This is a genomic window from Micromonospora kangleipakensis (assembly GCF_004217615.1).
Taxonomy (GTDB): Bacteria; Actinomycetota; Actinomycetes; order Mycobacteriales; family Micromonosporaceae; genus Micromonospora; species Micromonospora kangleipakensis.
The window spans coordinates 1,432,712-1,459,265 of the sequence record NZ_SHLD01000001.1 but is presented as its reverse complement, the minus strand read 5'-3'; the positions used below and the strand labels follow the sequence as shown (position 1 = coordinate 1,459,265).

The 26,554-nt window shown below is 72.4% G+C and carries 22 protein-coding genes and 1 pseudogene; 7 read left to right on the top strand and 16 right to left on the bottom strand.

Annotation, left to right across the window (positions count from 1 at the left end; genetic code table 11):
• Positions 1–119 precede the first annotated feature (119 nt).
• Together EV384_RS07100 and EV384_RS07095 are read right to left on the bottom strand one after the other, a co-directional pair.
• Entirely contained in the window at positions 120–1,022 is a 903-nt protein-coding gene (locus tag EV384_RS07100) for an SdrD B-like domain-containing protein (RefSeq protein WP_130331242.1), read from the bottom strand.
• Positions 1,023–1,804: 782 nt separating this feature from the next.
• A complete protein-coding gene (locus tag EV384_RS07095; protein ID WP_130331240.1) occupies positions 1,805–2,695 on the bottom strand; it encodes a LysR family transcriptional regulator in 891 nt (296 codons plus the stop codon).
• A 94-nt stretch (positions 2,696–2,789) separates the two neighbouring features.
• Here EV384_RS07095 and EV384_RS07090 point away from each other — a divergent pair, with 94 nt between their 5' ends.
• A complete protein-coding gene (locus tag EV384_RS07090; RefSeq protein WP_130331238.1) occupies positions 2,790–3,725 on the top strand; it encodes a DMT family transporter in 936 nt (311 codons plus the stop codon).
• A 108-nt stretch (positions 3,726–3,833) separates the two neighbouring features.
• Here EV384_RS07090 and EV384_RS37195 read toward each other — a convergent pair.
• Positions 3,834–4,070: pseudogene (locus tag EV384_RS37195) on the bottom strand (cellulase family glycosylhydrolase); the annotation flags it as partial.
• A 158-nt stretch (positions 4,071–4,228) separates the two neighbouring features.
• Between EV384_RS37195 and EV384_RS07085 the strand changes: the two are divergent.
• Complete coding sequence (locus EV384_RS07085; protein WP_130331236.1) at positions 4,229–5,653, top strand: RNA-guided endonuclease InsQ/TnpB family protein; 1,425 nt, start codon at positions 4,229–4,231, stop codon at positions 5,651–5,653.
• A gap of 11 nt (positions 5,654–5,664) precedes the next feature.
• On the opposite strand, the gene EV384_RS07080 is transcribed toward EV384_RS07085, so the two are convergent.
• Positions 5,665–6,843 carry an FUSC family protein gene (locus EV384_RS07080; RefSeq protein WP_130331234.1) on the bottom strand — a complete coding sequence of 393 codons (1,179 nt, stop codon included), beginning with the start codon at positions 6,841–6,843 and terminating at the stop codon, positions 5,665–5,667.
• Between the two features lie 317 nt (positions 6,844–7,160).
• Here EV384_RS07080 and EV384_RS07075 point away from each other — a divergent pair, with 317 nt between their 5' ends.
• Entirely contained in the window at positions 7,161–7,556 is a 396-nt protein-coding gene (locus EV384_RS07075) for a hypothetical protein (RefSeq protein WP_130331232.1), read from the top strand.
• A 37-nt stretch (positions 7,557–7,593) separates the two neighbouring features.
• On the opposite strand, the gene corA is transcribed toward EV384_RS07075, so the two are convergent.
• The gene (corA, locus tag EV384_RS07070; RefSeq protein ID WP_242623969.1) at positions 7,594–8,607 is read right to left on the bottom strand and encodes a magnesium/cobalt transporter CorA; all 1,014 of its coding nucleotides are present in this window, start codon (positions 8,605–8,607) and stop codon (positions 7,594–7,596) included.
• 310 nt (positions 8,608–8,917) lie between these two features.
• On the opposite strand from corA, the gene EV384_RS07065 reads away from it, so the two are divergent.
• Entirely contained in the window at positions 8,918–10,879 is a 1,962-nt protein-coding gene (locus EV384_RS07065) for an APC family permease (protein ID WP_130331228.1), read from the top strand.
• A 118-nt stretch (positions 10,880–10,997) separates the two neighbouring features.
• Positions 10,998–11,435, top strand: a complete 438-nt coding sequence (locus EV384_RS07060) for a hypothetical protein (RefSeq protein WP_130331226.1) — start codon at positions 10,998–11,000, stop codon at positions 11,433–11,435.
• A 75-nt stretch (positions 11,436–11,510) separates the two neighbouring features.
• Here EV384_RS07060 and EV384_RS07055 read toward each other — a convergent pair whose 3' ends face one another.
• The 10 genes from EV384_RS07055 to EV384_RS07005 form a co-directional block, all read right to left on the bottom strand.
• The gene (locus EV384_RS07055; protein WP_130331224.1) at positions 11,511–12,200 is read right to left on the bottom strand and encodes a response regulator; all 690 of its coding nucleotides are present in this window, start codon (positions 12,198–12,200) and stop codon (positions 11,511–11,513) included.
• Entirely contained in the window at positions 12,197–14,749 is a 2,553-nt protein-coding gene (locus EV384_RS07050; protein ID WP_130331222.1) for a DUF4118 domain-containing protein, read from the bottom strand. The genes EV384_RS07055 and EV384_RS07050 overlap by 4 nt, the downstream gene beginning before the upstream one ends.
• A gap of 119 nt (positions 14,750–14,868) precedes the next feature.
• A complete protein-coding gene (locus tag EV384_RS07045; RefSeq protein WP_130331220.1) occupies positions 14,869–15,750 on the bottom strand; it encodes a potassium-transporting ATPase subunit C in 882 nt (293 codons plus the stop codon).
• A complete protein-coding gene (kdpB, locus tag EV384_RS07040) occupies positions 15,750–17,942 on the bottom strand; it encodes a potassium-transporting ATPase subunit KdpB (RefSeq protein ID WP_242623968.1) in 2,193 nt (730 codons plus the stop codon). Before kdpB ends, EV384_RS07045 begins: the two co-directional genes overlap by 1 nt.
• A gap of 20 nt (positions 17,943–17,962) precedes the next feature.
• Entirely contained in the window at positions 17,963–19,618 is a 1,656-nt protein-coding gene (kdpA, locus tag EV384_RS07035; protein ID WP_130331218.1) for a potassium-transporting ATPase subunit KdpA, read from the bottom strand.
• The gene (gene kdpF, locus EV384_RS07030; protein ID WP_036343797.1) at positions 19,618–19,707 is read right to left on the bottom strand and encodes a K(+)-transporting ATPase subunit F; all 90 of its coding nucleotides are present in this window, start codon (positions 19,705–19,707) and stop codon (positions 19,618–19,620) included. Before kdpF ends, kdpA begins: the two co-directional genes overlap by 1 nt.
• A gap of 591 nt (positions 19,708–20,298) precedes the next feature.
• Positions 20,299–20,670, bottom strand: a complete 372-nt coding sequence (locus EV384_RS07020; protein ID WP_130331216.1) for a hypothetical protein — start codon at positions 20,668–20,670, stop codon at positions 20,299–20,301.
• A 661-nt stretch (positions 20,671–21,331) separates the two neighbouring features.
• Positions 21,332–22,090, bottom strand: coding sequence for an SRPBCC family protein (locus EV384_RS07015; RefSeq protein ID WP_130331214.1), 759 nt, complete (start codon positions 22,088–22,090; stop codon positions 21,332–21,334).
• A 128-nt stretch (positions 22,091–22,218) separates the two neighbouring features.
• A complete protein-coding gene (locus EV384_RS07010) occupies positions 22,219–22,677 on the bottom strand; it encodes a DUF6069 family protein (RefSeq protein ID WP_130331212.1) in 459 nt (152 codons plus the stop codon).
• A 1-nt stretch (position 22,678) separates the two neighbouring features.
• Positions 22,679–23,287 (bottom strand): ArsR/SmtB family transcription factor, encoded by a 609-nt coding sequence (locus tag EV384_RS07005; protein WP_207232251.1) that lies wholly within the window; start codon positions 23,285–23,287, stop codon positions 22,679–22,681.
• 257 nt (positions 23,288–23,544) lie between these two features.
• Between EV384_RS07005 and EV384_RS07000 the strand changes: the two genes are divergently transcribed.
• On the top strand, positions 23,545–23,763 hold the full coding sequence (locus EV384_RS07000; RefSeq protein ID WP_130331210.1) for a DUF6059 family protein: 219 nt from the start codon (positions 23,545–23,547) through the stop codon (positions 23,761–23,763).
• 38 nt (positions 23,764–23,801) lie between these two features.
• Here EV384_RS07000 and nhaA read toward each other — a convergent pair whose 3' ends face one another.
• Entirely contained in the window at positions 23,802–25,118 is a 1,317-nt protein-coding gene (gene nhaA, locus EV384_RS06995; RefSeq protein ID WP_130331208.1) for a Na+/H+ antiporter NhaA, read from the bottom strand.
• Positions 25,119–25,541: 423 nt separating this feature from the next.
• Between nhaA and EV384_RS06990 the strand changes: the two genes are divergently transcribed.
• Positions 25,542–26,543, top strand: a complete 1,002-nt coding sequence (locus EV384_RS06990; RefSeq protein WP_130331206.1) for an ATP-binding protein — start codon at positions 25,542–25,544, stop codon at positions 26,541–26,543.
• Positions 26,544–26,554 lie beyond the last annotated feature (11 nt).

The window sequence follows — 26,554 nt, the reverse complement described above, 5'->3', positions numbered from 1 at the left end:
GCAACGCCGGCCCACGAGGGGAGCGCCACGACCGTCCTCGCCCACATCACCGGCTGAGCCGGCCGCTGGGTGTCCGGACCGCCGCCCGCCCGAGTTGTCTGGGGCGGGCGGCGACCGGCTCAGCTCTGGGTGACCAGGCCGGCGTCGACCACGTACTCGCCTCCGTGCACGGCGGAGAACTCGGCGCTGGCGACGAGCAGGGTCGGCTCGAACTGGTACGAGGTCACCATGTCCGAGTCGGTGGCGTCGTCACCCATGTCCGCGACGGTACGAGCGTACGCGCTGGACGCCTCCACCCGGACCTCGTACAGCAGCTCGGTGCGGGCGGTGATCGACCAGGTTCCGTCCGGGTTGACGGTGGTCGAGCCGCCGCCGATGGCCTGCCCCTGCCGAGCCCACAGACGCACGTTCAACACGCCGTCCGGGCCGTCGGCGATGGCCGGCTCACCCTCCTCGCGCTGCCCGTCGCGGTCGAGGTCGTGCCAGACGGTGCCGCGGATGACGCAGGTACCGGAGATCGCCACCGTGACGGAGCCGGTGTTGTTGTCGGTGTTCGATTCGCGCCGGGCCGGGGCGATGGTCGTGGTGATGGGCACCGTGCTGCCCGGCGTCGCACCGGCCACGACGAACGGCACGTGCAGCCGGCTCGCCCGACCGCCAGCCGTCAGTTCCGGGTACGAGCACGTGTAGCTCGTCGTGCTCGCCACCGTGCAGGCCCAGCCGGCGTCGGTAGCGTACGGGGTCGTCGTCTCCAACCCCGAGGGCACCGAGACGGTGACGCTGATCGGGCTCGACTCGCCGGTGCCGTTGTTCCGGATGTCGATCTCGGCGTTGAAGGTCTCGCCCTCCGCCGGGTTCAGCACGTCGGTCACCATCAGGTCGACGACCAGATCGGGCTGGAGTCGCCCGGCCGCCACCGCGTCGGCCGGGGCAAGCGCCGCGCCCCCTACCAGGGCGAGGGTGGCGAGAGAGGCGGAGAAGAAGGTACGTCGGATGGAGCGGGACAGGGAACGAGATCGCATGAGTTCCTCACGTCGCAGGTGACGGCCCTCCCGGACGGCGAGGGCCGGCTGGAGATCAACTGTCTCCACTCATCCGGCGTCGTCGATCCATCTGGCGTTACACAAGGGGGCGGCTCGGCCGGATGGACAGTGGTCCCGCAGGTTCTTCGTCCCGTCCGCATCCCGGTAGAGGTACGCCAGCATGCTGTTGGCGTCCGTAGGCAGGTCGGCTTGGTGTGCCAGATCTGCCGCAGCGCCGGAACGACCGTTCCCCGTCCCGAGTCATCCTCCTCCACGCTCAACGTCGCGGTGCGCGACTCGACGTAGACGAACTGGTCAGCCCGGACCGGCAGGGCGGACTGCCGCCTCGCCTGGTCGGCCGCGCCAGCGAGGACCTGCTCGGCGGCCGACGCCGTCGACACCGGCGCCCGGTCCCCGAAGGAGACCACCTGAGTGGCCAGGACGCCGACGGTCAGCGCCGCGGCCAGGCCGCTGACCGCCGCCAACTGCCAGCCGAGCCGCGGCATCGCGCTCCGGGGCGTACGGCGGGCCGGCCGGGTGGCTTCGGTGAGCACCTTGTGTCGGAGCCGCCCGGCCGGGGGTGGCGGTGGGCGGGTCGACCGTACGGCCCAGCTCGTCCAACGCCTTCAGGTCGTTCATTGGTCCACTTCGGTGGCTTCCCGTACGACGCCACAGCTACGTCGACGTCGCGCCGGCCGACTACCCGGATGCGCAGGCGGCACTCCCGGATACCGGCGACAGGACGTGCGGTGGGGCCGGTCGCCGACGCGTCGCGTCCCGGCTCATCGCGCCGTCGTGGAGTGCAGCGCGGCGAGCAGGGCGGCGAGTGCCGGCTGGGTGGTCGAGGTCTCCCGGACGCCGGCATGGATCGCCCGCACGGGCTCCGGATTGCGGAGTCGACGCACGACGACATCGGGATGGCGGTTGTCGAGTCCCATGCCGGGAACGAGGCTGATCCCCAGACCGGCGGCGACGAACGCCTGGGCCGTCCCGTAGTCCTCGCTCTGCACCACGACCTTCGGGCGGAAGCCGGCCGTGGCGCAGGCATCGAGGATGACGTCGAGGCAGGGTCCGGGCCACTCGCTGCCCACCCACGGCTCGTCGGCCAGGTCGGCCAGGTCGACGACCCGCGCCGAGGCGAGCCGGTGGTTCCGGGGCAGGACGACGCGGTACGGGTCGTCCAGCAGATGCACGAGACGGATGCCGCCGTAGGGCCGGTCATGGGGTCGAACCACGATGGCCAGGTCGGCCTGGCCCTGGGCCACCTCGGGCAGCGGATCTCCGGCGTCGGCCAGGTTGAGGTCGACGTACACTCCGGGATGCTGGTCGCGCAGCCGGGCGAGGGCGGGTGCCATCAGGGCGGCGCCCGCGGTGGCGAAGTAGCGGACCACCAGCCGGCCGGTGCGTCCGGCGCGCAGGTCCGACAGCGCCGTCTCCGCCTCCGCCACCTGCCGTTCGATGACGGCGGCGTGCTCGGTGAGCAGCCGGCCGGCGGCGGTCGGTCGCACCCCCCGGCCGACCCGTTCGAGCAGCACGATCCCGGCCTGCTTCTCCAGGGCCGCGACCTGCTGGCTAACGGCCGACGGGGTGTAACCCAGCACCGTCGCCGCGGCGGTCACGGAACCACTGGTCACCACCGCACGGAGCACCTGCATCCGTCGCACGTCGAGCATGTAGCTCAGCTTAAGGGTAGGGCAAGAACTCTACGCTTGTCCTTACCGGTGGTTTCGGGCAACGTGCAAGCCGGACCGACCGGGGAGGGCTGGGATGACGAGTTACGGACGTGGCGCGGTGGTGCGGATGGCCGTCCTGGCCCTGTTGTGGGGGTCCGGCTTCTTCTGGATCAAGCTGGCGCTCAACAACGGCCTGACCCCGCTCCAGATCACCGTCACCCGCTCCGCCCTCGGGGCCGCCGTCCTGCTCGCGCTCGCCGGCGCGGCCCGCCAGCGCCTGCCGCGGGGTCGCCGGGTCTGGGGCCGCCTGACGGTGGCGGCCTTCTTCTGCAACGCCCTGCCGTTCTACCTCTTCAGCTTCGGGGAGCAGGGCGTCGAATCCGGGGTGGCCGGCGTGCTGAACGCCACCACCCCGCTGTGGTCCCTGCTGATCGGCCTCGCCATCGGCACGGAGCGGGGACTCCGCCCCGTCCGGCTGGGCGGGCTGCTGCTCGGATTCGCCGGCACCCTGCTGATCTTCGCCCCCTGGCACGAGACCGGACTCCTCAGCACCGGCGCCCTCGCCCTGCTGGGGGCCGCGGCGAGCTACGCCGTCGCCTTCGCCTACATGGGCCGGGCACTCGCCGGGCAGGGCACCGCCCCCATCGCCCTGTCCGCGGCCCAGCTCGTCGCCGCCACCGGGCTGAGCGCGCTCGCCCTGCCGGCCGGCGGCACCGCGTCCGTCGATCTCCGCCTGACAGCGGTCTTCGCGGTCGTCGTCCTCGGCATCTTCAGCACGGGATTCACCTTCTACCTCAGCTACCGGCTCATCGCGGAGGAAGGAGCGACCAGCGCGGCCACCGTCGGATACCTCCTGCCGGTCGTCTCGGTGGCGCTGGGAGCCCTCGTACTCCACGAGGAGATCGGGCCACGCGTCATCGCGGGGATGATCATCGTGCTCGCCGGCGTCGCGATGACCCGCCTCGGGCAACGACCACCGTCCCCGCCGGTCACCGGACCCGCGGCGACGCTCGCGCCATCGGGCCGCTGAGCCGGCACCAGCCAGCGCGGACCGGGCAGACCATCCGATGGGAGCCTGTCCTGCGGAGCAAGGTCGGGCGGGATCCGACGACTTAGAACCGCCGTCGCTGGTGTAGTCGGAGGTGTCCCACTCGATGGCGAAGAGGGGCATCCCCTTCGAGATGAGCCCGGCCACGTTCCCGCGCTGACCGTCACCGTTCTGGCCCCAGTAGAAGTGCAGGCCGTACATCACGTTGGGCACGGTCAGCGGATTGGTCCGGGCGTCCTGGGGCGACGAGTCGTAGTTCGGGGTGCCGACCACGATCACGCTGTTCGGCGCGGCCGACGTGCCGCCACCCTGCCCTCCTCGACTCACCCCGACACCTGAGGCGGATCCGGCTCCTCCGGCCGCAGGGTGGGACAGGCCGGCGAGGTGGGACCGCACGCCGGCGTGAGCTAGTGCCGTGTCCACAAACGTTGGTCGGGTTGGTCGGGGTTGGGAAATTGTCGTAGGGGTGGTGTTGGCTTCGGTTCGTGCCTCGTCGTCGGGATCCCGCCGCTCCGCGGGTCGTGCACCGCACCGCGCGCGTCGCGTTGCGGGTGACGCCCGGCCAGCGGCGCCGTTGTTTCGGGCTGCTGCGCTCCGCCGGTGACGTGTGGGCGTGTGTGCTGGAGGTCAACGCGTGGCGGCGCCGCCGTCACGACGCGCCGCTGGTCGGCTATCAGCAGTTGTGCCGCGAGTTGGCGGCGTCGGGGCCGGGCACCTTCGCCGAACTCGATTGCGCCGGGGCGCGGTCGGTGTTGCGGCGGTTTTCGGATGCGTGGTTCGCGGCGGCGAAGCGCCGCAGCGCCGGTGACGTGTCGGCGCGGTTTCCGCGTCGTCGGCGGGGGCTGGTGCCGGTGCGCTGGTATCACGGCACGTTCGCCCTCGACGGACTTCGGGTGCGGATCCCCACCGCCAAGGGCAGTGCGCCGTTGTGGGTGCGCCTGGCGCGGGAGGTGCCGTATCCGGTCGAGCAGGTCCGGTCGGTCACCCTGCTGTGTGAGGGCGGCCGCCTGTTCCTCGACGTGACCGCCGAGGTGCCGGTGGCGGTCTACCCGCCCGGTGAGCAACCGGATCCGGCCCGGGTGGCCGGGGTGGACCTGGGGATCGTCCACCCCTACGCAGTGGCCGGCCCGGACGGGGAGGGGTTGCTGGTGTCGGGGCGGGCGATCCGCGCCGAGCACCGCATGCACCTGGCCGACACGAAAGCCCGCCGCCGTGCGGTGGCCCGTCGGGCGCCGAAACCGGGTGAGAAGGGGTCCCGGCGGTGGCGAAAGTACCGGCGTCGGGCCCGCCTGGTGGAGGGCCGGCATCGCCGGCGGGTCCGCCAGGCCCAGCACGAGGCCGCCCGCGGCGTCGTCTCGTGGGCGGTGCGGGAGCGGGTCGGTGTGCTGCACGTGGGCGATCCCCGCGGGGTACTCGACATCGCCGCCGGGCGGCGGCACAACCTGCGGCTGCGGCAGTGGCAGATCGGCCGGCTCCTGCAGGTCCTCACCGACAAGGCCACCCTGGCCGGCATCACCGTCCGGCTGGTCGACGAACGCGGCACCTCCTCCACCTGCCCGGCCTGCAGAAGGCGGGTGCCGAAACCCCGTGGGCGGACCCTGTCCTGCCCGCACTGCGCATTCTCCGGGCACCGTGACCTCGTCGCGGCTGCCATCATCGCCACCCGTATCCCGGGCGGCGGATCCACCACCCCGGCAGCGGTCGTGCTGCCGGAGGTGGTCACGCACCGTCGAGCCGGCCGGCACCTTCCCGGTGCCGGTCGGTCCCGACGTGACCCCCGCCGTCCAGCGCACGACCGGGCGGCGCGAGGATCAGTTGGCCCGCGGAGGCCCGCCCCACCACCCGGTGGGGAGTCGCTCGCCCCCAAGGCGAGGATCCACAACACCCACCGCAAACCCGGTGAACGTTAGTGGACACCGCACTAGCCGAAGGTGTGCCGGATCATCCGGTTCGCATCGTCCTGACTGGTCCCGGTGGCCACGAGCAGGTCACTGGCCGCGGTACGGACCTGGGCGACGACCACCTCACCGGAGAATCCCACCCCCGCCCGGTACGCCCGGCCTGCCTCGCACACCGACCGCAACGCCTGTTCGCGGGCCCTGTCGGGATCGTCGCCGGCGGTGAACTCGCGCCGCAGCACCCGCACGGCCTGAGCCAGCGCGGCCACCGCCGCCGGCATGGCCTCGGGGATCGGTTCGCCGTCCTCGATCATCGTCACGGCGCGGCGGATCAGGGTTCCGCTGTTGCGCATGGCCCGGTCTACCGGCTCCACCGACTGCACGTACCGTTCGATGGGGCCGCGCCGGTGGCCCCAGTGCACCGGGGACAGGGTGCTCGCCTCCCGGGCCCCCTGTGCCGCCTCGCTGAACGCGCCCAACTGCTTCTTGTTGTCGCGCAGCCGGTCCAGGGCGGCCTGGGCGCGGTCGGCGTCCCGACTTCTCATCGCCTCGGCGGTAGCCTCCAACTGGTCAATGAGCAGGTCCAACGCGGGTTTAGCCGCCCGGTTGACCACCCGGAGCGGGTTCAGCGGCAGCAACACCGCGGTCACCACCAATGTCACCGCGCCGCCGACGAGAGCGGCGACGAACCGGGGGATCTCCAGGTTCGGTACCGACGGGGTGAGGGTGCCGATGAGCACGGCCGTGGCGGCGGACTGGACTACCAGCGCCGGGCTGCCGCCGATGAACACCGCGACGACGACGGCCAGCACCACGATCAGGCCAAGCTGCCACGGCCCGGCCCCGATGAGGTAGATCAGCAGGTCGCCGACCAGCACGCCGATCGACACCCCGATGATCAGCTCGACGATCCGGCGCAGCCGCTGGCCGACGGACGCGGCCAGCGCCACGACGGCGGAGATCGGCGCGAACAACGGAAGCGGAATGTGCAGCAGGTCGCCGGCCACCCACCAGGCCAGTCCCGCCGCCAGCCCCGCCTGCACCGCCAGGCCGGTGCCGGCCCGGACCCGACTCAGCCGCTCACGCACCGACTGCGCGGACCGACGCCGCAGCTGCGCCACCCGTACCGCCCCGCGGCCGTCGGCGGCCCGGTCGGCCGGTGCCCGCCAGCTGCCTCCCCTCGGCGGACCGTCACCGACCATGGCGGCTCGTACCCGGTCGACGGCCGACCATTCCTCCGCCAGGCGACCGTCCCGTCGCGGGGCGCGGAGTCGCGGAGTCGCGGAGTCAGAAGATCGCCGGCTGGCTCCACGGTGACGCGCCGGGACCACGGAGGTTGACCTGCTCGATACGTACCGGCGGTGCGGCACCGCGCTGGCCCGCCTCGGCGGCATCCGCCACCCGGCTGGTTCGGCCGGCCCCCGTCGGGCGTCAAGGAGACGTGAAAATGTCGGCCCGGGCCGTCAATTCGGCGTAGCGGCCGCCTGCGACATCGCTGGGAAGCGTGAGCATGGATGGCATGACGTCGGGATTGGTCAGACGGCGTGACCGGTGGAACCTGCCGGTTACCGGCCGGGCACCGGCCGCGGCCGAACCGGAGCAGGTCCTCGGTGCCGCGGCGGCGTCCGAGCCAGCCGCGCGGACGCACGCGGTGCTGGTGTGCGTCCGGCTGACCGCGGTTACCCCGGGCAGCAGGTTGCTGGACTTCCTGCACGCCGAGCCGTGCGCGGTCCAGGCCTGGTGGATCGCGGCCGACATCGACGCGGTGGTCCTGCTGTCGTCGCCGAGCCGGACCGCGCTGCATCGGGCCGTGGGGGATCTGCGGCTGCGTGGCGGAGCGGAGGTGGTGGCCGTGCACGGCATCCTGCGGCCCCTCGACCTGGCAGGGGCCAGCACGACGGCAGCGGGAGGGTGAGCGCGATGTCCACCCGCGCCGGGCCTTCGGCGCCGGCTCACAGCCATCCGCGGCGTTTGAAGATCAGATAGAGAGTGCCGCAGACCAGGGCCATCAGGGCGAGGGCGAACACGTACCCGTAGCGCCAGTTGAGTTCCGGCATGTGGGTGAAGTTCATGCCGTAGACGGTGCCGATCAGGGTCGGCGCGAACAGGATCGCCGCCCAGGAGGAAGTCTTCTTGATCTCTTCGTTCTGGGCGTAGCTGGCGGCCGTGAGGCTGCGCATCTCCTCGTTCTGCGCCTGGGTCACGAGGGTGGTGTTCACGGTGAGGATGTTCTGCAGCAGGTGCCGGAACCCGTCGACACGTTCGACGACCTGGGTGAGGTGGTCGGCCACGTCGCGCAGTCGGCGGCGCAGCTCCTCGTCCGTACCGTAGGTGTCGAACCCGGCGGTGAGCGCGTCGAGCACCTTGACCAGCGGGCGGGCGGCTCGCTGGAACTGGATGACCTCGCGGCTGAGTGCGTAGATGCGACGGCTGGCGTTGGGGTCGCCACCGAAGACCTGGGTCTCGATCTCGTCGATGTCGTTCTCCAGTCCGGCGACGACGGGGGCGTAGCCGTCGACGACCTGGTCGAGGACCGCGTACAGGACAGCTTCGGGCCCGAGCGCCAGGACCTGCGGGTCGGCCTCCAGCCGGCGGCGGACGGCGGGGAGGTCGGGCGCCTCGCCGTGGCGGACGGTGATGACGAAGCCGGGTCCGATGAACAGGTGCAGCTCGCTGAACTCGACCTCCTCGCGGTCGTCGAGGTAACGCGCGGCGCGCAGGACCACGAACAGGGTGTCGCCGTAGCGTTCCAGCTTGGGCCGCTGGTGGGCGTTGATGGCGTCCTCGACAGCCAGGTCGTGCAGCTGGAACTCCCGGGCCAGGGATCGGAGCTGTCCGGTGCCGGGCCGGTAGAGGCCGATCCAGGCCATCGCCCGATCGAGTTCCTGGAGGCAGCGGTAGGTGTCGGCGAGAGTGCCCGGGGAGGCGTGGCGCCGGCCCCGGGCGTAGACGGCGCTGTCGACCACTTGGCTCCGGGTCGGCTCCGGCCGCGCGTCAACCGGCGCATGCTCGTCCAGGCGGCGTCCGAAGCCTCCCGTTCGGGGAGGCCACTCCTTGTCGCCCATCCCCCCTCCCGGAAGTGGTCCACCGAGCACAACGCCGTCACGCGGCGCTGATCCTGCCGCCGGTTCCCCCACCCGTTCGGGGTGAAACCCGGCCCCGGCGGCGCCGGCCAGGCCCGCAGCGGCGTCGGGAGACGCGTGTCGGGTACTGGCTGCTGGCCCGACGTTCGCGCAGCGCATACTCGCGACGACCATGGCGAGTTGGGGAGGCACGATGAGCGTCGGCACGCGTGATCGGGCGCGGACCCGGGAGAAACGTCCGCTGCGCGACTGGCTGCTGTCCGACATGTCCGCGCGGCCCGCCCAGACCGAAGGCCCGTACGCCCGCCCGCCCGAGCAGCGCCACCACACCTGGTGGAAGGTCATGTGCCTCACTGGCGTGGACTACTTCTCCACCCTGGGCTACCAGCCCGGCATCGCCGCGCTGGCCGCCGGGGTGCTCTCCCCGATCGCCACCCTGGTGCTGGTGCTGGTCACCCTGCTGGGCGCGCTGCCGGTCTACCGGCGGGTCGCGCACGACAGCCCGCACGGCGAGGGCTCCATCGCCATGCTGGTGAAGCTCCTGACGTACTGGCAGGGCAAGCTGTTCGTCCTCGTCCTGCTCGGCTTCGCCGCCACCGACTTCATCATCACCATCACCCTGTCCGCGGCGGACGCCACCGCGCACATCGACGAGAACCCGTTCTGGCCCGACAGCCTCAAAGGCCACGACGTGATCATCACGCTGCTGCTGGTGGCGCTGCTGGGAGCGGTGTTCCTCAAGGGCTTCGGCGAGGCGATCGGCATCGCCGTCGGGCTCGTCGGGGTCTACCTGGCGCTGAACTTGGTGGTGGTGGCCGACGCGCTGTGGCGGGTGCTCACCCACCCGAGCGCGGTCAGCGACTGGACGACGGCGTTGACCACCCAGCACGGCGACCCGTTGCTCATGATCGCGATCGCGCTGCTGGTCTTTCCCAAGCTCGCGCTCGGCCTGTCCGGCTTCGAGACCGGTGTCGCGGTGATGCCACATGTGAAGGGCGACCCGGACGACACCGAGGAGAAGCCGACCGGACGGATCCGCGGCGCGCGGCGCCTGCTCACCACCGCCGCGGTCATCATGAGCATCTTCCTGGTCACCAGCAGCATCGCCACCACCGTGCTGATCCCTGCCGAGGCGTTCGAGCCGGGCGGGCCCGCCAACGGACGGGCGCTGGCCTTCCTGGCCCACCAGAACCTCGGCGAGGCGTTCGGCACCGTCTACGACCTGTCGACCATCGCCATCCTCTGGTTCGCCGGCGCGTCCGCCATGGCCGGCCTGCTGAACCTCGTCCCCCGCTACCTGCCCCGCTACGGCATGGCACCCACCTGGGCGCGGGCGGTGCGGCCGCTGGTGCTGGTGTTCACCGCCGTGGCGTTCCTCATCACCGTCATCTTCAAGGCCAGCGTCGACGCCCAGGGCGGCGCTTACGCCACCGGCGTGCTGGTGCTGATCACCTCGGCCGCCACCGCGGTGACCCTCTCCGCGCGGCACCGCCGCCAGCACGGTCTCACGGTCGCCTTCGGCATCATCACCGTGATCTTCGTCTACACCACCATCGCCAACGTGGTGGAACGCCCGGACGGCGCGAAGATCGCCGCCTGCTTCATCGCCGGGATCATCGGGGTGTCGCTGTTGTCCCGCCTGTTCCGGGCGTTCGAGCTGCGGGTCGACACCGTCGAACTGGACCCGACCGCGCGGCAGTTCATCACCGACTGCGCACGGCGACGCATCCGGCTCATCGCCCACGAGTCGGCCAGCCGGGACGCCGCCGAGTACCGCGCCAAGCTGGCCCAGATCGTGGCCGACAACGACTTCCCCGCCGACAGCGACGTCATCTTCGTCGAGGTGACCGTCACCGACCCCTCGGACTTCGAGACGGAGCTGCGGGTCACCGGGGCGGTCCTGCACGGCAAGTACCGGGTGCTGCGCCTGTCCAGCTCGTCGGTGCCCAACGCGCTCGCCGCGCTGCTGCTGCACATCCGCGATCTCACCCACCGCCGCCCGCACATCTACTTCGAGTGGACCGAGGGCAACCCGGCCGGCAACTTCCTGCGCTACCTGATCTTCGGGCAGGGCGAGATCGCCCCGGTCACCCGGGAGATCCTGCGCCAGCAGGAGCCGGACCGGTCGCGCCGACCGCACGTGCACGCCGGCTGACCCTGCCCGGCCGGACGGGCCGGATGGCCCTGCGCCGGCACGGGCGACCGCGCGAGGATGAGGGTGTGCGCGGAGATGTGCCGCCACGTGGGTGCGAGCGACGAGGAGGCGGGGAGCGGTGGACCCGAACCGGGGTACGGGCCGACGTCACCGTCATGCCCACCGGCCGCCGGCGCTGGTCAACCGGGCGACGTTGGCGATCCTGCGCTCCCCACGCTGGCACCGGCTGTTGGACGCTCAGCTCTGCGAGTTGCGCTACCGGGCCAATGACGGTCGGGACATCAGCCTGCCGGTGCTGTACGCCGCTACTGACGACCGGTACGTGGTGCTGGTCGGCGACGCCTCCGACAAGCGCTGGTGGCGCCACTTCCGGCGACCCGGTCCGGTCGAGGTGCGTCGAGGCGGTCGGTGCCGCACCGGGCTCGGCCGAATCCTCACGCCCCCGGATTCGGCGTTCGGCGCGGCGGCGGATGTCTACGTCCGGCGGCACGCGGTGCGGGTCGGGCCGAACGACCAACTCCTGGCGGTCGACCTGTCGCCGCCGGCTACCGACTGACCGGGAGGGGTGGCGGACCGGCCGCAACACCCGTCGTGGGGCTCGTTGCCGGTGGTATCTCCGCCTTCCGGGCGATCAGGGCCGGTACCGGTAGCCCATGCCCGGTTCGGTGATGAGGTGGCGGGGGCGGGCGGGGTCGTCCTCGAGCTTGCGCCGCAGTTGGGCCATGTACTGGCGCAGGTAGTTGGTCTCCTGCTGGTACTCCGGGCCCCACACGTCGTGCAGCAGCTGGCGCTGGCTGATGAGCTTGCCCGGGTGGCGCAGCAGCTTTTCCAGCATCGCCCACTGGGTGGGGGTGAGCTTGACCTCGGCGCCGTCGTCGCGCGTGACGGTCCGGTCGACGAGGTTGATCGTGTGGCGACCGACCCGTGGAGCGACCACGGAGGCGGCGTCGGCCGGCGTGGCGGAGAGGCGACGGGTCACCGCCCGGATACGGGCGAGGAGCTCGTCGACGCCGAAGGGCTTGGTGACGTAGTCGTCGGCCCCGGCGTCCAGCGCAGCGACCTTGTCCTCGCTGCCGGCCCGGCCGGAGAGCACGATGATCGGCACGGTGGTCCAGCCGCGCAGGCCGCGGATGACCTCGACGCCGTCGAGGTCGGGCAGCCCCAGGTCGAGCACCACCAGGTCCGGGGGGTGGGCGGCGGCGGCCTTGAGCGCTGCGGTGCCGGTGTCGGCGACCTGGACGTCGTAGCCGCGGGCGCGCAGGTTGATCCGCAGGGCGCGCAGGATCTGCGGTTCGTCGTCGACGACCAGGATGCGGGTCATTCCTGCGGTCCTTCCGTCGTGGTGTCGGTGGCCGCCGGCAGCCGCAGGACCATGGTGAGGCCGCCACCGGGCGTGGTCTCCGGGGTGATGCTGCCACCCATCGCCTCCGCGAGGCCGCGGGACAGGGCGAGGCCGAGCCCGACGCCGGTCTGGTTGTCCCGGTCGCCGAGGCGCTGGAACGGCAGGAAGACGTGCTCCCACTGGTCCTCGGGGATGCCGGGGCCGGTGTCGATGACCCGCAGCTCGACCTGCCCGGCGTGGGCGCTGGCGGTGACGGTGGGCGGCTGCCCGGGCGGGCTGTGCCGCAGCGCGTTCGCGACGAGGTTGACCAGCACCCGCTCCAGCAGGCCCGGATCGGCGGTGGCGGCGGGCAGGTCGGCGGGGATGTCGGTGCTGACGTCGGCCGCCGCCGGGCCGAGTTCGTCCAGGGCACGGGGTACGGCGTCCTCCAGGCCGATCGCGGCGTGGGTCACGCCCAGCGCACCGGCCTGCAGGCGACTCATGTCGAGCAGGTTCGCCACGAGCCGGCTGAGCCGGTCGAGGGACTCGTCGGCGGTGGCCAGCAGTTCATCTCGGTCATCGGCATCGAACTCGATGTCGGGGCTGCGCAGGCTGCTCACCGCGGCCTTCGCCGATGCCAGGGGCGTACGCAGGTCGTGGCTGACCGCGGCGAGCAGCGCGGTGCGCATCCGGTCGGCCTCGGCGAGCGGGCGGGCGGTGGCGGCCTCCTCGGCGAGGCGCTCCTGCTTGAGGGCGACGGCGGCCTGGGCGGCGAAGGCCTCGACGATGCGCCGGTCGGCGGCCTCGAGCCGCCGGCCGCTGAGCACCACGGTGAGCCGGTCGTCGACCGGCACCGTGGTCTCCCCCGCACTCGGGCTGCACGCGGGCCGGTCACCGACGCTGGCGACCACCCGCCAGGCGCCCTCGTCGCGGGCGCGGTCGGGTCGCCCCTCGGCGTCCGCGGCGAGTTCCAGCACACTGACCGCGCGCAGCCCGAACGTCTCCCGGAGCCGGTCGAGCAGGGCCGGCAGCGGCCGTTCGCCGCGCAGCACGCCGCCGGCGACGGTGGCCAGGGTCTGCGCGTCGGCGGACGCGCGCGCGGCCTCCCGGGTCCGCCGCGCGGCGACGTCGACGACCCAGCTGACCGCGACGGCGACGCCGACGAAGACGCCGAGGGCGAGCAGGTTGTCCGCCTCGGCGATGGTCAGCGTGTGGAGGGGCGGGGTGAAGAACCAGTTCAGCAACAGCGATCCACCGAGCGCGGCGACCAGGGCGGGCCACATCCCGCCGACCAGCGCCACGCCGATGACGCCGGCGAGGAAGAGCAGGATGTCGTTGGTGAGGCTCAGGTCGGGCAGGGCCAGCAGCAGCAGGGTGAGCAGCGGCATGCCGAGCCCGGCGAGCGCGAAGCCGAGCAGCCGGCGTCGCCGTGACAGCGCCGCCGGCACCGCGGCGGCGCGCCGGCCCCGCCCGGCCTGCGGGTGGGTGACCAGGTGGACGTCGATCGGCCCGGACAGCGCGGTGGTGGTCACCCCGACGCCGCGCGAGAGCAGTTGCGCGAAGCGGCCGCGCCGGCTGGCGCCGAGAACGAGCTGGGTGGCGTTGACGCCGCGGGCGAAGTCGAGCAGCGCGGCGGGTACGTCGGCGCCGAGGACCTGGTGGTAGGTGCCGCCGAGGCTTTCCACCAGCACCCGCTGCCGGGCGAGTTGGGCGGGGTCGGCGTCGGCCAGGCCGTCGCTGCGGGCGACGTGCACGGCGAGCAGGTCGGCGCCCTTGCTCCGGGCGGCGATCCGGGCCGCACGCCTTATCAGCGTCTCGCCCTCCGGCCCGCCGGTGAGCGCGACCACCACCCGCTCACGCGCCTCCCACGTGGCGGAGATGCCCTGCTGGGCGCGGTAGCGGTCGAGCTGGTCGTCGACCTTGTCGGCGAGCCAGAGCAGCGCCAGCTCGCGCAGCGCAGTGAGGTTGCCGACCCGGAAGTAGTTGCCCAGCGCCGCGTCGATCTTGTCGGGCCGGTAGATGTTGCCGTGGGCCATCCGGCGGCGCAGCGCCTCCGGCGTCATGTCGACCAGTTCCACCTGTTCGGCGGCGCGGACGATCTCGTCGGGGACGGTCTCCCGCTGGGTGGTGCCGGTGATCTGGGCGACGACGTCGTTGACCGATTCCAGGTGTTGGACGTTGACGGTGGAGAGGACGGTGATGCCGGCGTCGAGGAGCTCCTGGATGTCCTGCCAGCGCTTCTCGTGCCGGGAGCCGGGGACGTTGGTGTGGGCCAGTTCGTCGACGACGGCGACCTCGGGCCGGCGGGCCAGCAGGGCGTCCAGGTCCATCTCGGTGAATCCGGTGCCGCGGTAGGTGATCTCACGCCGCGGCACGACCTCCAGGTCGCCGATCATCGCGTCGGTGTGCGCGCGGCCGTGCGTCTCGACCAGGCCGACCACCACGTCGGTGCCGCGGTCGGCGCGACGCTGGGCCTCCTCCAGCATCGCGTAGGTCTTGCCGACGCCGGGGGCGGCCCCCAGGTAGATCCGGAGTTCTCCTCGTGGCACGCAGAACATCCTTCCTGCTCGGGAGCCGCCACGACACCGACCGAGGTCGGTGTCGTGGCGTAGGGGGCCGGCGGCACGGGCGAGACCGGTCGGGTCCGGCCTCGCCCCGTGATGGTGGATCAGCGAGCCGGGAACTGCCGGTCGAGGGCGACGTTGAGCTCCAGGACGTTCACCCCCGGTTCGCCCATGAAGCCCAGCGACCGTCCGGTGGTGTGTTGGTCGACCAGGCGGCGGACCGCCGCCGGGTCCGCGCCCCGTTCGCGAGCGACCCGGTTGACCTGCAACTTCGCGTACGCCGGGGAGATCTGCGGGTCGAGGCCGCTGCCGCTGGCGGTCACCGCGTCGCACGGCACCGCCGAGTCGGTGGGGGCGTCACCGCGCATCGGGGTGATCAGGCCGCCGGCCGCCACGTAGTCCTCGCCCGGCTTGGCCAGCTCGACCGGCACGCCCTGGTACGAGGCGACGAACGGCGTGGCCGGGGCGGTCTGGTTGACGCTGACCACCCGGGTGATCCGGCCGGTGAGACCGTCGGCGCGGAACACCGCGAGCACGGCGCCGACCCCGTCGGACGTGCAGTACGGTCGCCGCCCGTCGACGCCCTCGAGTTCCCCGACGGCCTTGCTCCGGGCGCAGACCTGGCTGAGCAGGCTCGGGGTCGACTCGGCCGGGTCGGTGGCGATGGTGTCGACGACGCTCTCCGGGCCGAGGTTGCTGGCCGCGGTCGACGTCGGGTCGTAGCCGTCGCCGGCGGCGGACGGCCGGGACTGGAAGTAACGCGGGACGGGGTTGCCGTCGGCGTCGGTGAAGGACTGCCCGATCAGCGCGCCGCCGACGGTCTTGCCGTTGGCGGTGAGCAGGGAGCCGTCCGCCTTGTCGTGCAGGCCGGGCAGCCGGCCGACGGCGACCAGGGCGAGCGGATAGGCCAGCCCGAGCAGCACGGTGAAGACGAGCAGGGCGCGCAGGGCGGCGAGGTGTTGGGCGAGCCAGGTGGGTAGGCGCATCACGAGATCCCTGGGATGAACTGGATGAGCAGGTCGATGAGCTTGATGCCGACGAACGGCACGACGATGCCGCCGAGGCCGTAGACCAGCAGGTTGCGGCTGAGCAGCTTCGACGCGGCGGCGGGCCGGTAGCGGACGCCCCGCAGGGCGAGCGGGATGAGCGCGATGATCACCAGGGCGTTGAAGATCACCGCGGAGAGGATCGCCGACTCGGGGCTGGCCAGCCGCATCACGTTGAGCGTGTCCAGGCTCGGGTACAGGCCGGCGAACATGGCCGGGATGATCGCGAAGTACTTGGCGATGTCGTTGGCGATGGAGAAGGTCGTCAAGGCTCCCCGGGTGATCAGCAACTGCTTGCCGATCTCCACGATCTCGATCAGCTTGGTCGGGTCGGAGTCGAGGTCGACCATGTTGCCGGCCTCCTTGGCGGCCGACGTGCCGGTGTTCATGGCGACGCCGACGTCGGCCTGGGCCAGGGCGGGGGCGTCGTTGGTGCCGTCGCCGGTCATCGCGACCAGCCGGCCGCCCTCCTGCTCCTTGCGGATCAGGGCGAGCTTGTCCTCCGGGGTGGCCTCGGCGAGGAAGTCGTCCACGCCGGCCTCGTCGGCGATCGCCTTCGCCGTACGCGGGTTGTCGCCGGTGATCATCACGGTCCGGATGCCCATCCGGCGCATCTCGTCGAACCGCTCCCGCATGCCGGTCTTGACCACGTCCTTGAGGTGGATGACGCCCAGGGTGCGGGCCGCCTCCCCGTCGAGGTGCTCGGCGACCACCAGCGGGGTGCCGCCGATGCCGCTGATCTCGTCGACGAGTTGGCCGACCTGCTCGGTCGGGTGACCGCCGTTCTCGCGTACCCACTTCATCACCGCGGCGGCGGCGCCCTTGCGGATCCGGCGGACCCCGCCGGCGACGCTCTCCGCGCCGAGGTCCACGCCGCTCATCCGGGTCTGCGCGGTGAACGGCACGAAGGTGGCGTGCGGGATGACGCCCGGCTCGCGCTCCCGCAGCCCGAAGGCGTTCTTGGCGAGCACGACGACCGAGCGCCCCTCGGGGGTCTCGTCGGCGAGGCTGGACAGCTGGGCGGCGTCGGCGACCTGCTCGGCGGTCACGCCCTCGACGGGCAGGAACTCGGCGGCCTGCCGGTTGCCCAGGGTGATGGTGCCGGTCTTGTCGAGCAGCAGGGTGTTGACGTCGCCGGCGGCCTCGACCGCGCGGCCGCTCATGGCGAGGACGTTGCGCTGGACCAGGCGGTCCATGCCGGCGATGCCGATAGCGGAGAGCAGCGCCCCGATGGTGGTCGGGATCAGGCAGACCAGCAGCGACACCAGGACGACGCCGGTGACCCCGCCGTCGGTGATGGCGCCGGTGTCCGGGGCCGCCGCCTGGTAGGCCTTGGAGAAGATCGCCAGGGGCTGGAGGGTGACCACGGCCAGCAGGAAGATGATCGTGAGCGCGGCGAGCAGGATGTTCAGCGCGATCTCGTTCGGCGTCTTCTGCCGGTTGGCGCCCTCCACCAGGGCGATCATCCGGTCGATGAAGCTCTCCCCCGGCTTCTGGGTGATCTTGACGATGATCCGGTCGGAGAGCACCTTGGTGCCGCCGGTGACCGCGCTGCGGTCGCCACCGGACTCCCGGATCACCGGGGCGGACTCGCCGGTGATGGCGGACTCGTCCACGCTGGCGATGCCCTCGACCACGTCGCCGTCGCCCGGGATGATCCCGCCCGCCTCCACCAGGACGACGTCGCCCTGCTTCAGCGCGGGGGCCGGCACGGCCTCGTCGCGGTAGGTGTTCGCCGCGGCGCCGGGCGTCCAGCCGATCAGCCGGGTGGCGATGGTGTCCCTCTTCGCCTGCCGCAGCGCCGCGGCCTGCGCCTTGCCCCGGCCTTCGGCGACCGCCTCGGCCAGGTTGGCGAAGAGCACGGTCAGCCAGAGCCAGACGGTGATCGCCCAGGCGAACACCGACGGTTCGGTCACCGCCAGGACGGTGGTGAACGCGGCGCCGATCTCGACGATCAGCATCACCGGGTTGCGCCACAGGGTGCGCGGGTCGAGCTTGCGCAGCGCGTCCGGCAGCGACCTGATGAGCTGCTTGGGGTCGAGCAGGCCCCCGCCGACCCGGTTGCCGTGGGTGGCCGGAGTGCCGGCGGTCGGCTGTTCTTCGGTCCCGGATGTCACTGGCGTGACGGACATGTCCTTGTTCCTCATGGTGGTCACAGCCCTTCGGCCAGCGGGCCGAGAGCGAGTGCGGGCAGGAAGGTCAGCGCAACGAGGATCACCGTGACGCCGACGACCATTCCGATGAACAGCGGTCGGTGGGTCGGCAGGGTGCCCTCGGAGGCGGGGGTGGGTGCCTGGCGGGCCAGCGAGCCGGCCAGCGCGAGCACGAAGATGATCGGCAGGAACCGGCCGAGCAGCATGCACAGGCCCAGCGCGGTGTCCCACCAGGTGGTGTTGACCGTGATGCCGGCGAAGGCGGAGCCGTTGTTGTTGCTCGCCGAGGTGAACGCGTAGAGCACCTCGGACAGCCCGTGCTGTCCGACGTTGAGCGCCGTCGAGTTGTTGCCGGTCGCGAACGCGGCCGCGGTGCCGATCAGCACCAGCGCCGGGGTGATCAGGAAGTACAGCGAGGCGAACTTGATCTCCCGCGATCCGATCTTCTTGCCCAGGTACTCCGGGGTGCGGCCGACCATCAGGCCGGCGACGAAGACGGTGATCACCGCGAGGATGAGCAGGCCGTAGAGACCGGAACCGGTACCGCCGGGCGCGACCTCGCCGAGCATCATGTTGACCATGGTCATCATGCCGCCGAGCGAGGTGAACGAGTCGTGGAACGAGTTCACCGCGCCGGTCGAGGTCAACGTGGTGGCGGCGGCGAAGGTGGCCGAGTTCGACACGTCGAACCGCACCTCCTTGCCCTCCAGCGCCGCGCCGACCGCCTGCGGCACGGTGCCGTGCCCGGCGAGCTCGAAGACGTTGGTCAGGGCGATGCTGCCGACCGCCAGGATCCCCATCACGGCCGCGATCGCGTAGCCCTGCCGGTTCTGCCCGACCATCCGGCCGAAGACCCGGGGCAGGCTGAACGGGATCAGCAGGATCAGGAAGAGCTGCAACCAGTTGGTCCACGCGGTCGGGTTCTCGAACGGGTGCGCGCTGTTGACGTTGTAGAAGCCGCCGCCGTTGGTGCCGAGTTCCTTGATCACCTCCTGGCTGGCCACCGGCCCGCCGGTGATCGTCTGCGTGCCGCCGGTCAGCGTGGTCACGTCGGTGCCGCCCGAGAGGTTCTGCACCGCGCCACCGATCATCAGGGCGAGCGCGCCCAGCACCGCGATCGGCAGCAGGATCCGCAGCGTGATCCGGGTCAGGTCCACCCAGAAGTTGCCCAGCTCGCCCGTGCGGCTGCGGGCGAAGCCGCGCACCAGCGCCACCGCGACCGCGATGCCGACGGCGGCGGAGACGAAGTTCTGCACCGCCAGCCCGGCCATCTGCACCAGGTGGCCCATCGTCGACTCACCCGAGTAGGACTGCCAGTTCGTGTTGGTCACGAACGACACCGCGGTGTTCCAGGCCCCGTGCGGCACCACCGGGTCGAAGCCGAGCGACAGCCAGAGGTGATTCTGCAGCCGCTGGAACGCGTACAGGAACAGGATCGAGATGGCGGAGAAGGCCAGCACGCTGCGGGCGTACACGCCCCAGGACTGCTCGGCGGCCGGGTTGACCCCGACCAGCCGGTAGATCCCCCGTTCCACCCGGGACTGCCGGGTGCCGGAGACCACCCGGTACATGTAGTCGCCGAAGGGTTTGTAGACCGCGACGAGCGCCGCGATCAGGGACAGGATGAAGATGACGCCGGCTGTGGTCATGGTCATCAGAAGCGCTCCGGGAACAGCAGGGCGACCACCAGGAACACACCCAGGCCGATCGCCAGCACCAGGCCGACGGCGTTGACGGCGCTCACAGCTTCTCCACCGCCCGTACCACCAGGGCGAGCGCCGCGAACAGCGCCACCGTCACCAGCACGAACACCACGTCAGACACAGCTGACTCCTCATCGCGGATTCATTCGTCACGACCGCCTTCCGGTCGCGCCGGGCAATCAAAACGCCACCCCCCCTAGAAGGACAGGGGCTATAACGCGACCGTGACGGGGAACCGTCGATTCTTGACGCGCTTTTGACGCAGGCCCCTGATCGGGTGAAGGTGGTCACGCCGCCCAGCGCTCAGCGGCGCGCGTGCCACGACGGCGGGAGGGGCGGCAGGTCCGCCGTCGGACGCCGCGACGGGCAGGTCAGGGCGTGGTCGTCGGGGAGGTTCCGCCCGTACTGGTCCGGGACCGCTCCCCAACCGCGCAGCGGGTACGGCGTCCCGGCGGCCGGAGGCGACGTCGATCGCCTCCGCGAGGTCGGCGAAGGTGTGCGCCGAGCTGGCCGCGAAGACGCGACCGGGCCGTGGCCACCGGTCCTGGCCACGCCCGGTCACCAGCTCCACGGCGATCGACAGGCCGGCGCCGACCGCACCGGTCGTCCCGTCCTCGGCGGCTTCGGCGGACTCACGCCGCACCGGGACCGCCCGGCGCGTCGTCCGGCGGCGCGACGACGTTGGTACGGGGCCTGGCCACCGACGGGTACCGAGCTGCCTCCTCCCCATCGGCCGAGGCCATCGAACGCAGCTGCCGGTAACCGGCGCCGAGGACCGCGGCGAACGCGATCAACGCCGCGTAGGTCCAGGCGCCACCGCCCCCGGTCAGCTCACCGAACCGGTGCGCGAGGAACCCGACGAACGTGGCCATCGCCAGGGCCGTCACCGCGGCGACCGCCCGCAAATCCGCCACCAGCGCCGCGTACGCCCCGGCGGCGACGGCGACGAGGAGCGCCCGCGCCGGGAGGTCCACCGGCGGGAACAGGGCAGCACTCAGCAGCACGGTCCCGACCATCACCGCCCAGCCGACCGCGACGCTGATCCCCGCAGGCGTCGGCCCCCCGTACGCCCCGATTTCCTGATCTCGATCGACAGACACAGCACGCCTCCGGCGACGGCGCGGACCCGTACCTCAGGCCCTTCTCCGGCCATACCAGTCCCGGGCGGCAGCCGTGTCGATGGCTTTCACACGTTCGCTACGCCCGGCGGAGGATTTTTGACGTCGCTTTGACGACCCGCCGGCAGCCACGTCCGAAGCCGTTCCGGGAGGCCCTTCCCCGTCGCGTGAAGGTGCGTGAAAAGTGCGGCCCGCGGTGCCAACATCGTGTATCGGATCGGGCCGATCCCTTCCGACAGCGCATGTTCGGGCTCAGGTCCGATGACGCGACGCCGAGCGCGTCGGCATCGCCGGTCAGCCCGTCCCAGTAGCCCGGTACCGACGTGACCGCCCAGGTGAAGGCGGCGGCGCAGAGCTGCAAGGAGTACCGGTCGCCGGGCGACGAGGTGACGATCCTCGGCCCGGTGGACCTGCCCGGGTATCCGGGCACGGAGGCCCGCCTGAGTTCGGATGACGGCGCTCCAGGACGGACCGCCGACAGCCGGAAGCGGCCCCTCCGCGGAGAAGGCCGCTCCCGGCTGGCGCCGGCTACCTCTGCCGGCTCTGCTCAGCCGATGGGGAGCGTGGCCAACCAGTTCTGCCAGGCCTGGTCGGTCCGGGCCGGGTCCTGGCCAGCGCCGAAGATGTGGTGGCCGAGGACCAGGGTGTCGCCCCGATCGCTGCCGGAGTGGAGGAACCGGTAGAGCGCGTCGGCGGTGCGGACCCCGAAGTAGGTCGGCAGGCCGGCGAGGTCGACGACACCCTCGATCGGCGGCAGGCCGTCGACGGTGAGCCGGACCGGCTCCCCCTCGCGGACCGGGCCGGAGATGCCGAAGGCGCCGGTCACCGCCGCCCACACCTGGTCCGGGGCGCCGGCCCCGGGGCGGAACGCCGTGACCGGGGTGCCGGTCCGGCCGGCGAAGTGGCTGAGGTAGGCCGCCAGCGTCCCGAGGTACATGTCCCAGCCGACCTTCATCGCCTCGTACTCGGTCTCCCAGTTGTCCCCGAGGACGCCGCTCTGGACGAGCCGCAGCACCGTGGTGCCCTGGTCGCGACCCTCGATGAGGTATTCGATCGCCATGAAGCTGCCGTCCGGCCCGGGCTCGGTGCGGTTCGCGAACCGCTTGCCGGGCTCCCACGCGGTGACCGTCGCCTCGTTGACGTGGCCGGCCATGGTCAGGCTGGTCCGTCCGCCCTCGACCGCCTCCACCTCGCTGCGACCCATGAACCACGAGTCGATGCCCGGGCCGGTGGCGATGGCCTCCCACACCTGCTCGGGAGTGGCGGCCAGCTCGATGTCCTTGTGCAGCTCGAAGTGGTGTCCCATGATCGGTGCCCTTCTGTCGGGTGTGGTCGTGACGTGTCGTTGTCGGGTCGGGATCTGGTCGCCGGCGACGGGCACCGCCGCCGGCGGAATGGCGGCCACCGCGTCAGGGGCCTGCCGGACGGTGCGGGTCAGCGGGCGTCCGCCGGGGCCGGCCGGCGCAGCATCGGCAGCAGTGCCAGGGCCACCACGACGTGCAGGACGCCCAGCATGATCCGGGTGTCCACGGTGGCCCGCTCGATGAAGATCGGGACGAAGGAGGCCAGCAGCACCGTGCCGGCCAGCACCCCCCAGACGATTCGCGCGTGGCGGGTGAACCGCTCGAGCAGCGCGAGGGCGCCCCAGCCGAGCAGCGCGAAGACCAGGCTGAAGACCGCGATCTCCGGCAGGATCAGCGGGTGGGCCTCCGTCGCGCCCGGGTCGGTCAGCACGAAGTCGGCGCCGGCCGCGCGGGCGGCCAGGTAGAGCAGGCTGTTCGCGGCCACCGCGGCACCCACCCCCAGGACGCGCTGCCGGCGGCGCCGGGCTGTGGCGCTCAGCGGAAGGGTCGGCCGGGTCCGCGAGGCGATCGGGCTGGTCATGGCGGTCATGTCAGGACTCCTCGGATTCGTGGTCGGTCGGGGCGTTGACGCTGGGGTGCAGGGCGAGCACCACCCGGTGCTCGCGGCCGCCGGGGGCCTTCTCGTCGTGGTACCTCCCGACGAGGGCGGTGACCGTGGACGCCAGCTCCTCGGCGAACGCGGCCCGGTCGCTCGCCGAGGCGAACCGGACGGTGGCGTCGACGGTGAAGGTCGCCACCGGCTTCCGCGCCCGCTCCGCGCCGGTGATCAGCGTGCCGACGTCCTGCACGAGACGGGCGGCGACCGCCAGCAGCCACCGCGCGGAGAGCCGGTCCGGCGACTGGGCCGGGTTGGGCCGTACGGCGGCGAGGGCCATCGGCGAGATCACGTACGACGCGGCGGTGGCCCGCATGACCCGCTCGGTGACGTTGCCCTTGCGGCGCTCCTCCACCAGCTCGATCAGGCCGTGCTGCTCGAGCGCGCGGAGGTGGTAGTTGACCTTCTGCCGGGGCAGGCCGACCCGGGCGGCGAGCGCCGTCGCCGAGGCGGGCTCGGCGAGTGCGGCCAGCAGCCGGGCCCGCGTCGGGTCCAGCGACGCCTCGGCCGCCGCCGGGTCCTCGATCACTGCGATGTCGAACATGACCTGACTCTCCCACCGACGACTTTTCTTGTCAAGACAAATCTTCTTGTCGGTGGTGGCGTGCGTCGGGGCTGCGGGGTTGCGGAACAGGGCGGGCAGGCGGCGACGATTGAGGGGCACGCCGCCACGTCGAGCGTTCCTCGAGCCGGTCCACCGACCATGGACACCCGGCGCCGGCGGGCGTCGGAGCGATGCGGGCAGAGTCGGTGTGGGTGGTGAGGTCGGTGCCGGCACGGTACGTGCGATGGCTCCGGACGGTGTCGCGGACACTGTGGCTGGGCCTGCAACACTGCGGGGCCAGCTACACCGGCCTGATCCTGCCGCCACCCGCCGCCGCGCCGGACCCGGAAGGCGCGGCCCCGACGGTGACCGCCCCGGCGTCGGGGCATCCCGAGCGGCTCGCGGCCCACGTGCCGATGTCGCCGGTGGAGGAGCGACTCTGGGCGGACCTCGGTCACCACCGCCGGGAGGCGTGACCGGTCGCCGGAGCGGGACCCGCCGCAACGGCCTCGCGTCAGCCGGTCGGCCGGTCGGACTCCCGTTGGTAGATGTCCGGCACGCCGTCGTGGTCGCGGTCGACGGTCTCCGCCTCGTACAGCCGGCGGTAGAGGCGGCCGCGGGCGCGCAGGATGACCGTGGCCACCGTCGCGGCGAGCAGCGACCCGGCGAGCACGGCGACCTTGACGTGCCCGTCGCGTTCACTGCCCAGGCCGAACGCCAGCTCGCCGATCAGCAGCGACACGGTGAACCCGATACCGCCGAGCAGCGCCAGGCCGAGCACGTCGAGCCAGTTGAGGCCCTCGTCCAGATCCGCCCGGGTGAAGCGGGAGACCAGCCAGGTGGCGGTCATGATGCCGACCGGTTTGCCGACCACCAGGCCGACGACGATGCCGAGCGCGACCCGGTCGGTCAGCGCGGTGGCCAGGCCGGCGATGCCGCCGATGGTGACCCCGGCGGAGAGGAACGCGAAGACCGGCACCGCGACGCCGGCGGAGATCGGCCGGAACCGGTGCTCGAAGTGCTCGGCCAGGCCCGGGCCGGCGTCGGGACCGCCCGCGGCCTGACTGCGGATCACCGGGACGGTGAAGGCCAGCAGGATGCCGGCCACGGTGGCGTGCACCCCGGACGCGTGCACCAACGCCCAGGTCACGGCCGCCAGCGGCAGGAGCAGCCACCAGGACCGGACCCGCCGCTGCACCAGCACGGCGAAGATCGCGAGCGGGACCAGCGCGCCGAGCAGCGGGACGACGGACAGGTGTGCGGTGTAGAAGACGGCGATGATCACGATCGCGAGCAGGTCGTCGACGACCGCCAGGGTGAGCAGGAAGGTGCGCAGCGCCGACGGCAGGAAGCGGCCCACCACGGCCAGCACGGCGAGGGCGAAGGCGATGTCGGTCGCGGTCGGGATCGCCCACCCCTTCGCGCCGGCGCCGCCCGCGATCAGGAGGTAGAGCACGGCCGGTACGACCACCCCGCCCGCCGCCGCCGCCACGGGCACCGCGGCCCGGCGCGGGTCCCGCAGGTCACCGGCGACGAACTCGCGCTTGAGTTCCAGCCCGGCGACGAAGAAGAAGATCGCCAGCAGCCCGTCGGCGGCCCAGGTGGCCATGCTGAGGTCCAGGTGCAGCGAAGCCGGACCGAGGCGGAGGTCGCGCAGTGCCCGGTACCCCTCCGACCAGGGCGAGTTCGACCAGACCAGGGCCAGCAGCGCGCCGGCGAGCAGCAGCGCCCCGCCGACCGTCTCCTTGCGGAGGATGGCGGAGATGCGACTGGTCTCGGCCCACGAGCGGCGGGCGAACAGGTTGGCACGGCGCCGGGCGGCGTCGGTCACGGGGTCTCCTCGTCGGCAGGGGTCGCGTCATCCATCGCCGACCAGACTTCCCGGCACACCGGTGACTAACGTATCCGCCGGCCGCCCGACCAAACACCCGAGGGGCCTGGTGCCCGGGGACTTCCGCCACGCCGGTCGGTTCCTGACGGATCTTCGACAGCGCGACGAGCAGGCGGAACCGGTGACCGTGGCGCTCAGCGGGGGTCCGGGGACCGCGCTAGGCTCGTCCCACGGGACCTACCCGTCGGAGATCACCGGACCGGCGCCCACGCCGACGTCGTACCGCCCCGGCTTTCCCTACTTCCGGAAGGCGTGGTGTCACATGGCGGACCGGCCTCCGACCCTCGCCGGCGTCCCCGACGGCACGGGGTGGGTCGGTGCCTCCGCCGGCTCCCGGGGCACGGCGGCGCCGGAGCAGGCGCCGTGACGGGTCACGCCTCGCCCGTCGCGCGGGACTTCGTGCACGCCGCCCTGATCGTCGACTCGGACGACACCCTGCGCTCCCGGCTCGTCCCCGCGCTGCGGCGGTCGGTCGCCGCGCACGAACGGGTCTGCCTGCTGGTCGGCGCGCACGTCGAACGGGTCGTCCGCGATGCCCTGGGTTCGCTGGCCGACCGGCTCGAATGGGGCGAGCGGGCCACCTCCCCGACGCGGCTGGGCTTCGCGTACGAGCGGCTCCGCCGGTATCTCGCCGCCCAGCACGCCGCCGGCAGCAGCGTCCACGTGATCACCGAAGCCGACGTGTCGGCCGAACCCGGGTCGGACGCCCCGGTGGACCGCGCCACCGCCCACCTGTCGTACGAGTCCGCGTGCGGCGACGCGTACGCCGACTACGGCTGCGCGGTCACCTGCCTCTGGGACAGCCGGCGGCACCCCGCGGTCCTGATCGAGAGCGTCCGGACCCTGCACAACCACGAGTTCACCGAGAACGGCCGCGAGCCCAACTCCGGCCACGTCGCGTCGGCCGACTACCTGCGGCGGCGCAGCGAGATCCCGCTCGACGCGATGCCGCCGGTGGTGGACCTCGACGTCCGCCTCGTGGACCTCGATCAGCTCACCCCTCTCCGCGGCGCGCTGCGCGGCTGGGCCGAGGCGAGATCGTTCGACGCGGACGCGACAGGTGACGTGGTCGTCGCGGTCACCGAGGTGGCCACGAACGGCCTGGTCCACGGCGCGCCCCCGGTACGCCTCCGGGGCTGGCACCACCGGGACATGCTCGTCGTCCAGGTCGACGACCCGGGTGGCCACCGGATCCCGCCGGCGGCCGGCTTCCACCGGCCCGGCAGCGCGGACCGGGTCGGCGGGCGGGGTCTCTGGCTGGCCCGACAGCTCGCCGACGTGGTGACCGTGCACTGCGGGGAGAGCAGCACCAGCGTCCGGTTGCACTTCCCGCACGCGGGCACCCACGGTCAGCCGGCCGGCTGACCGGGGCCGCC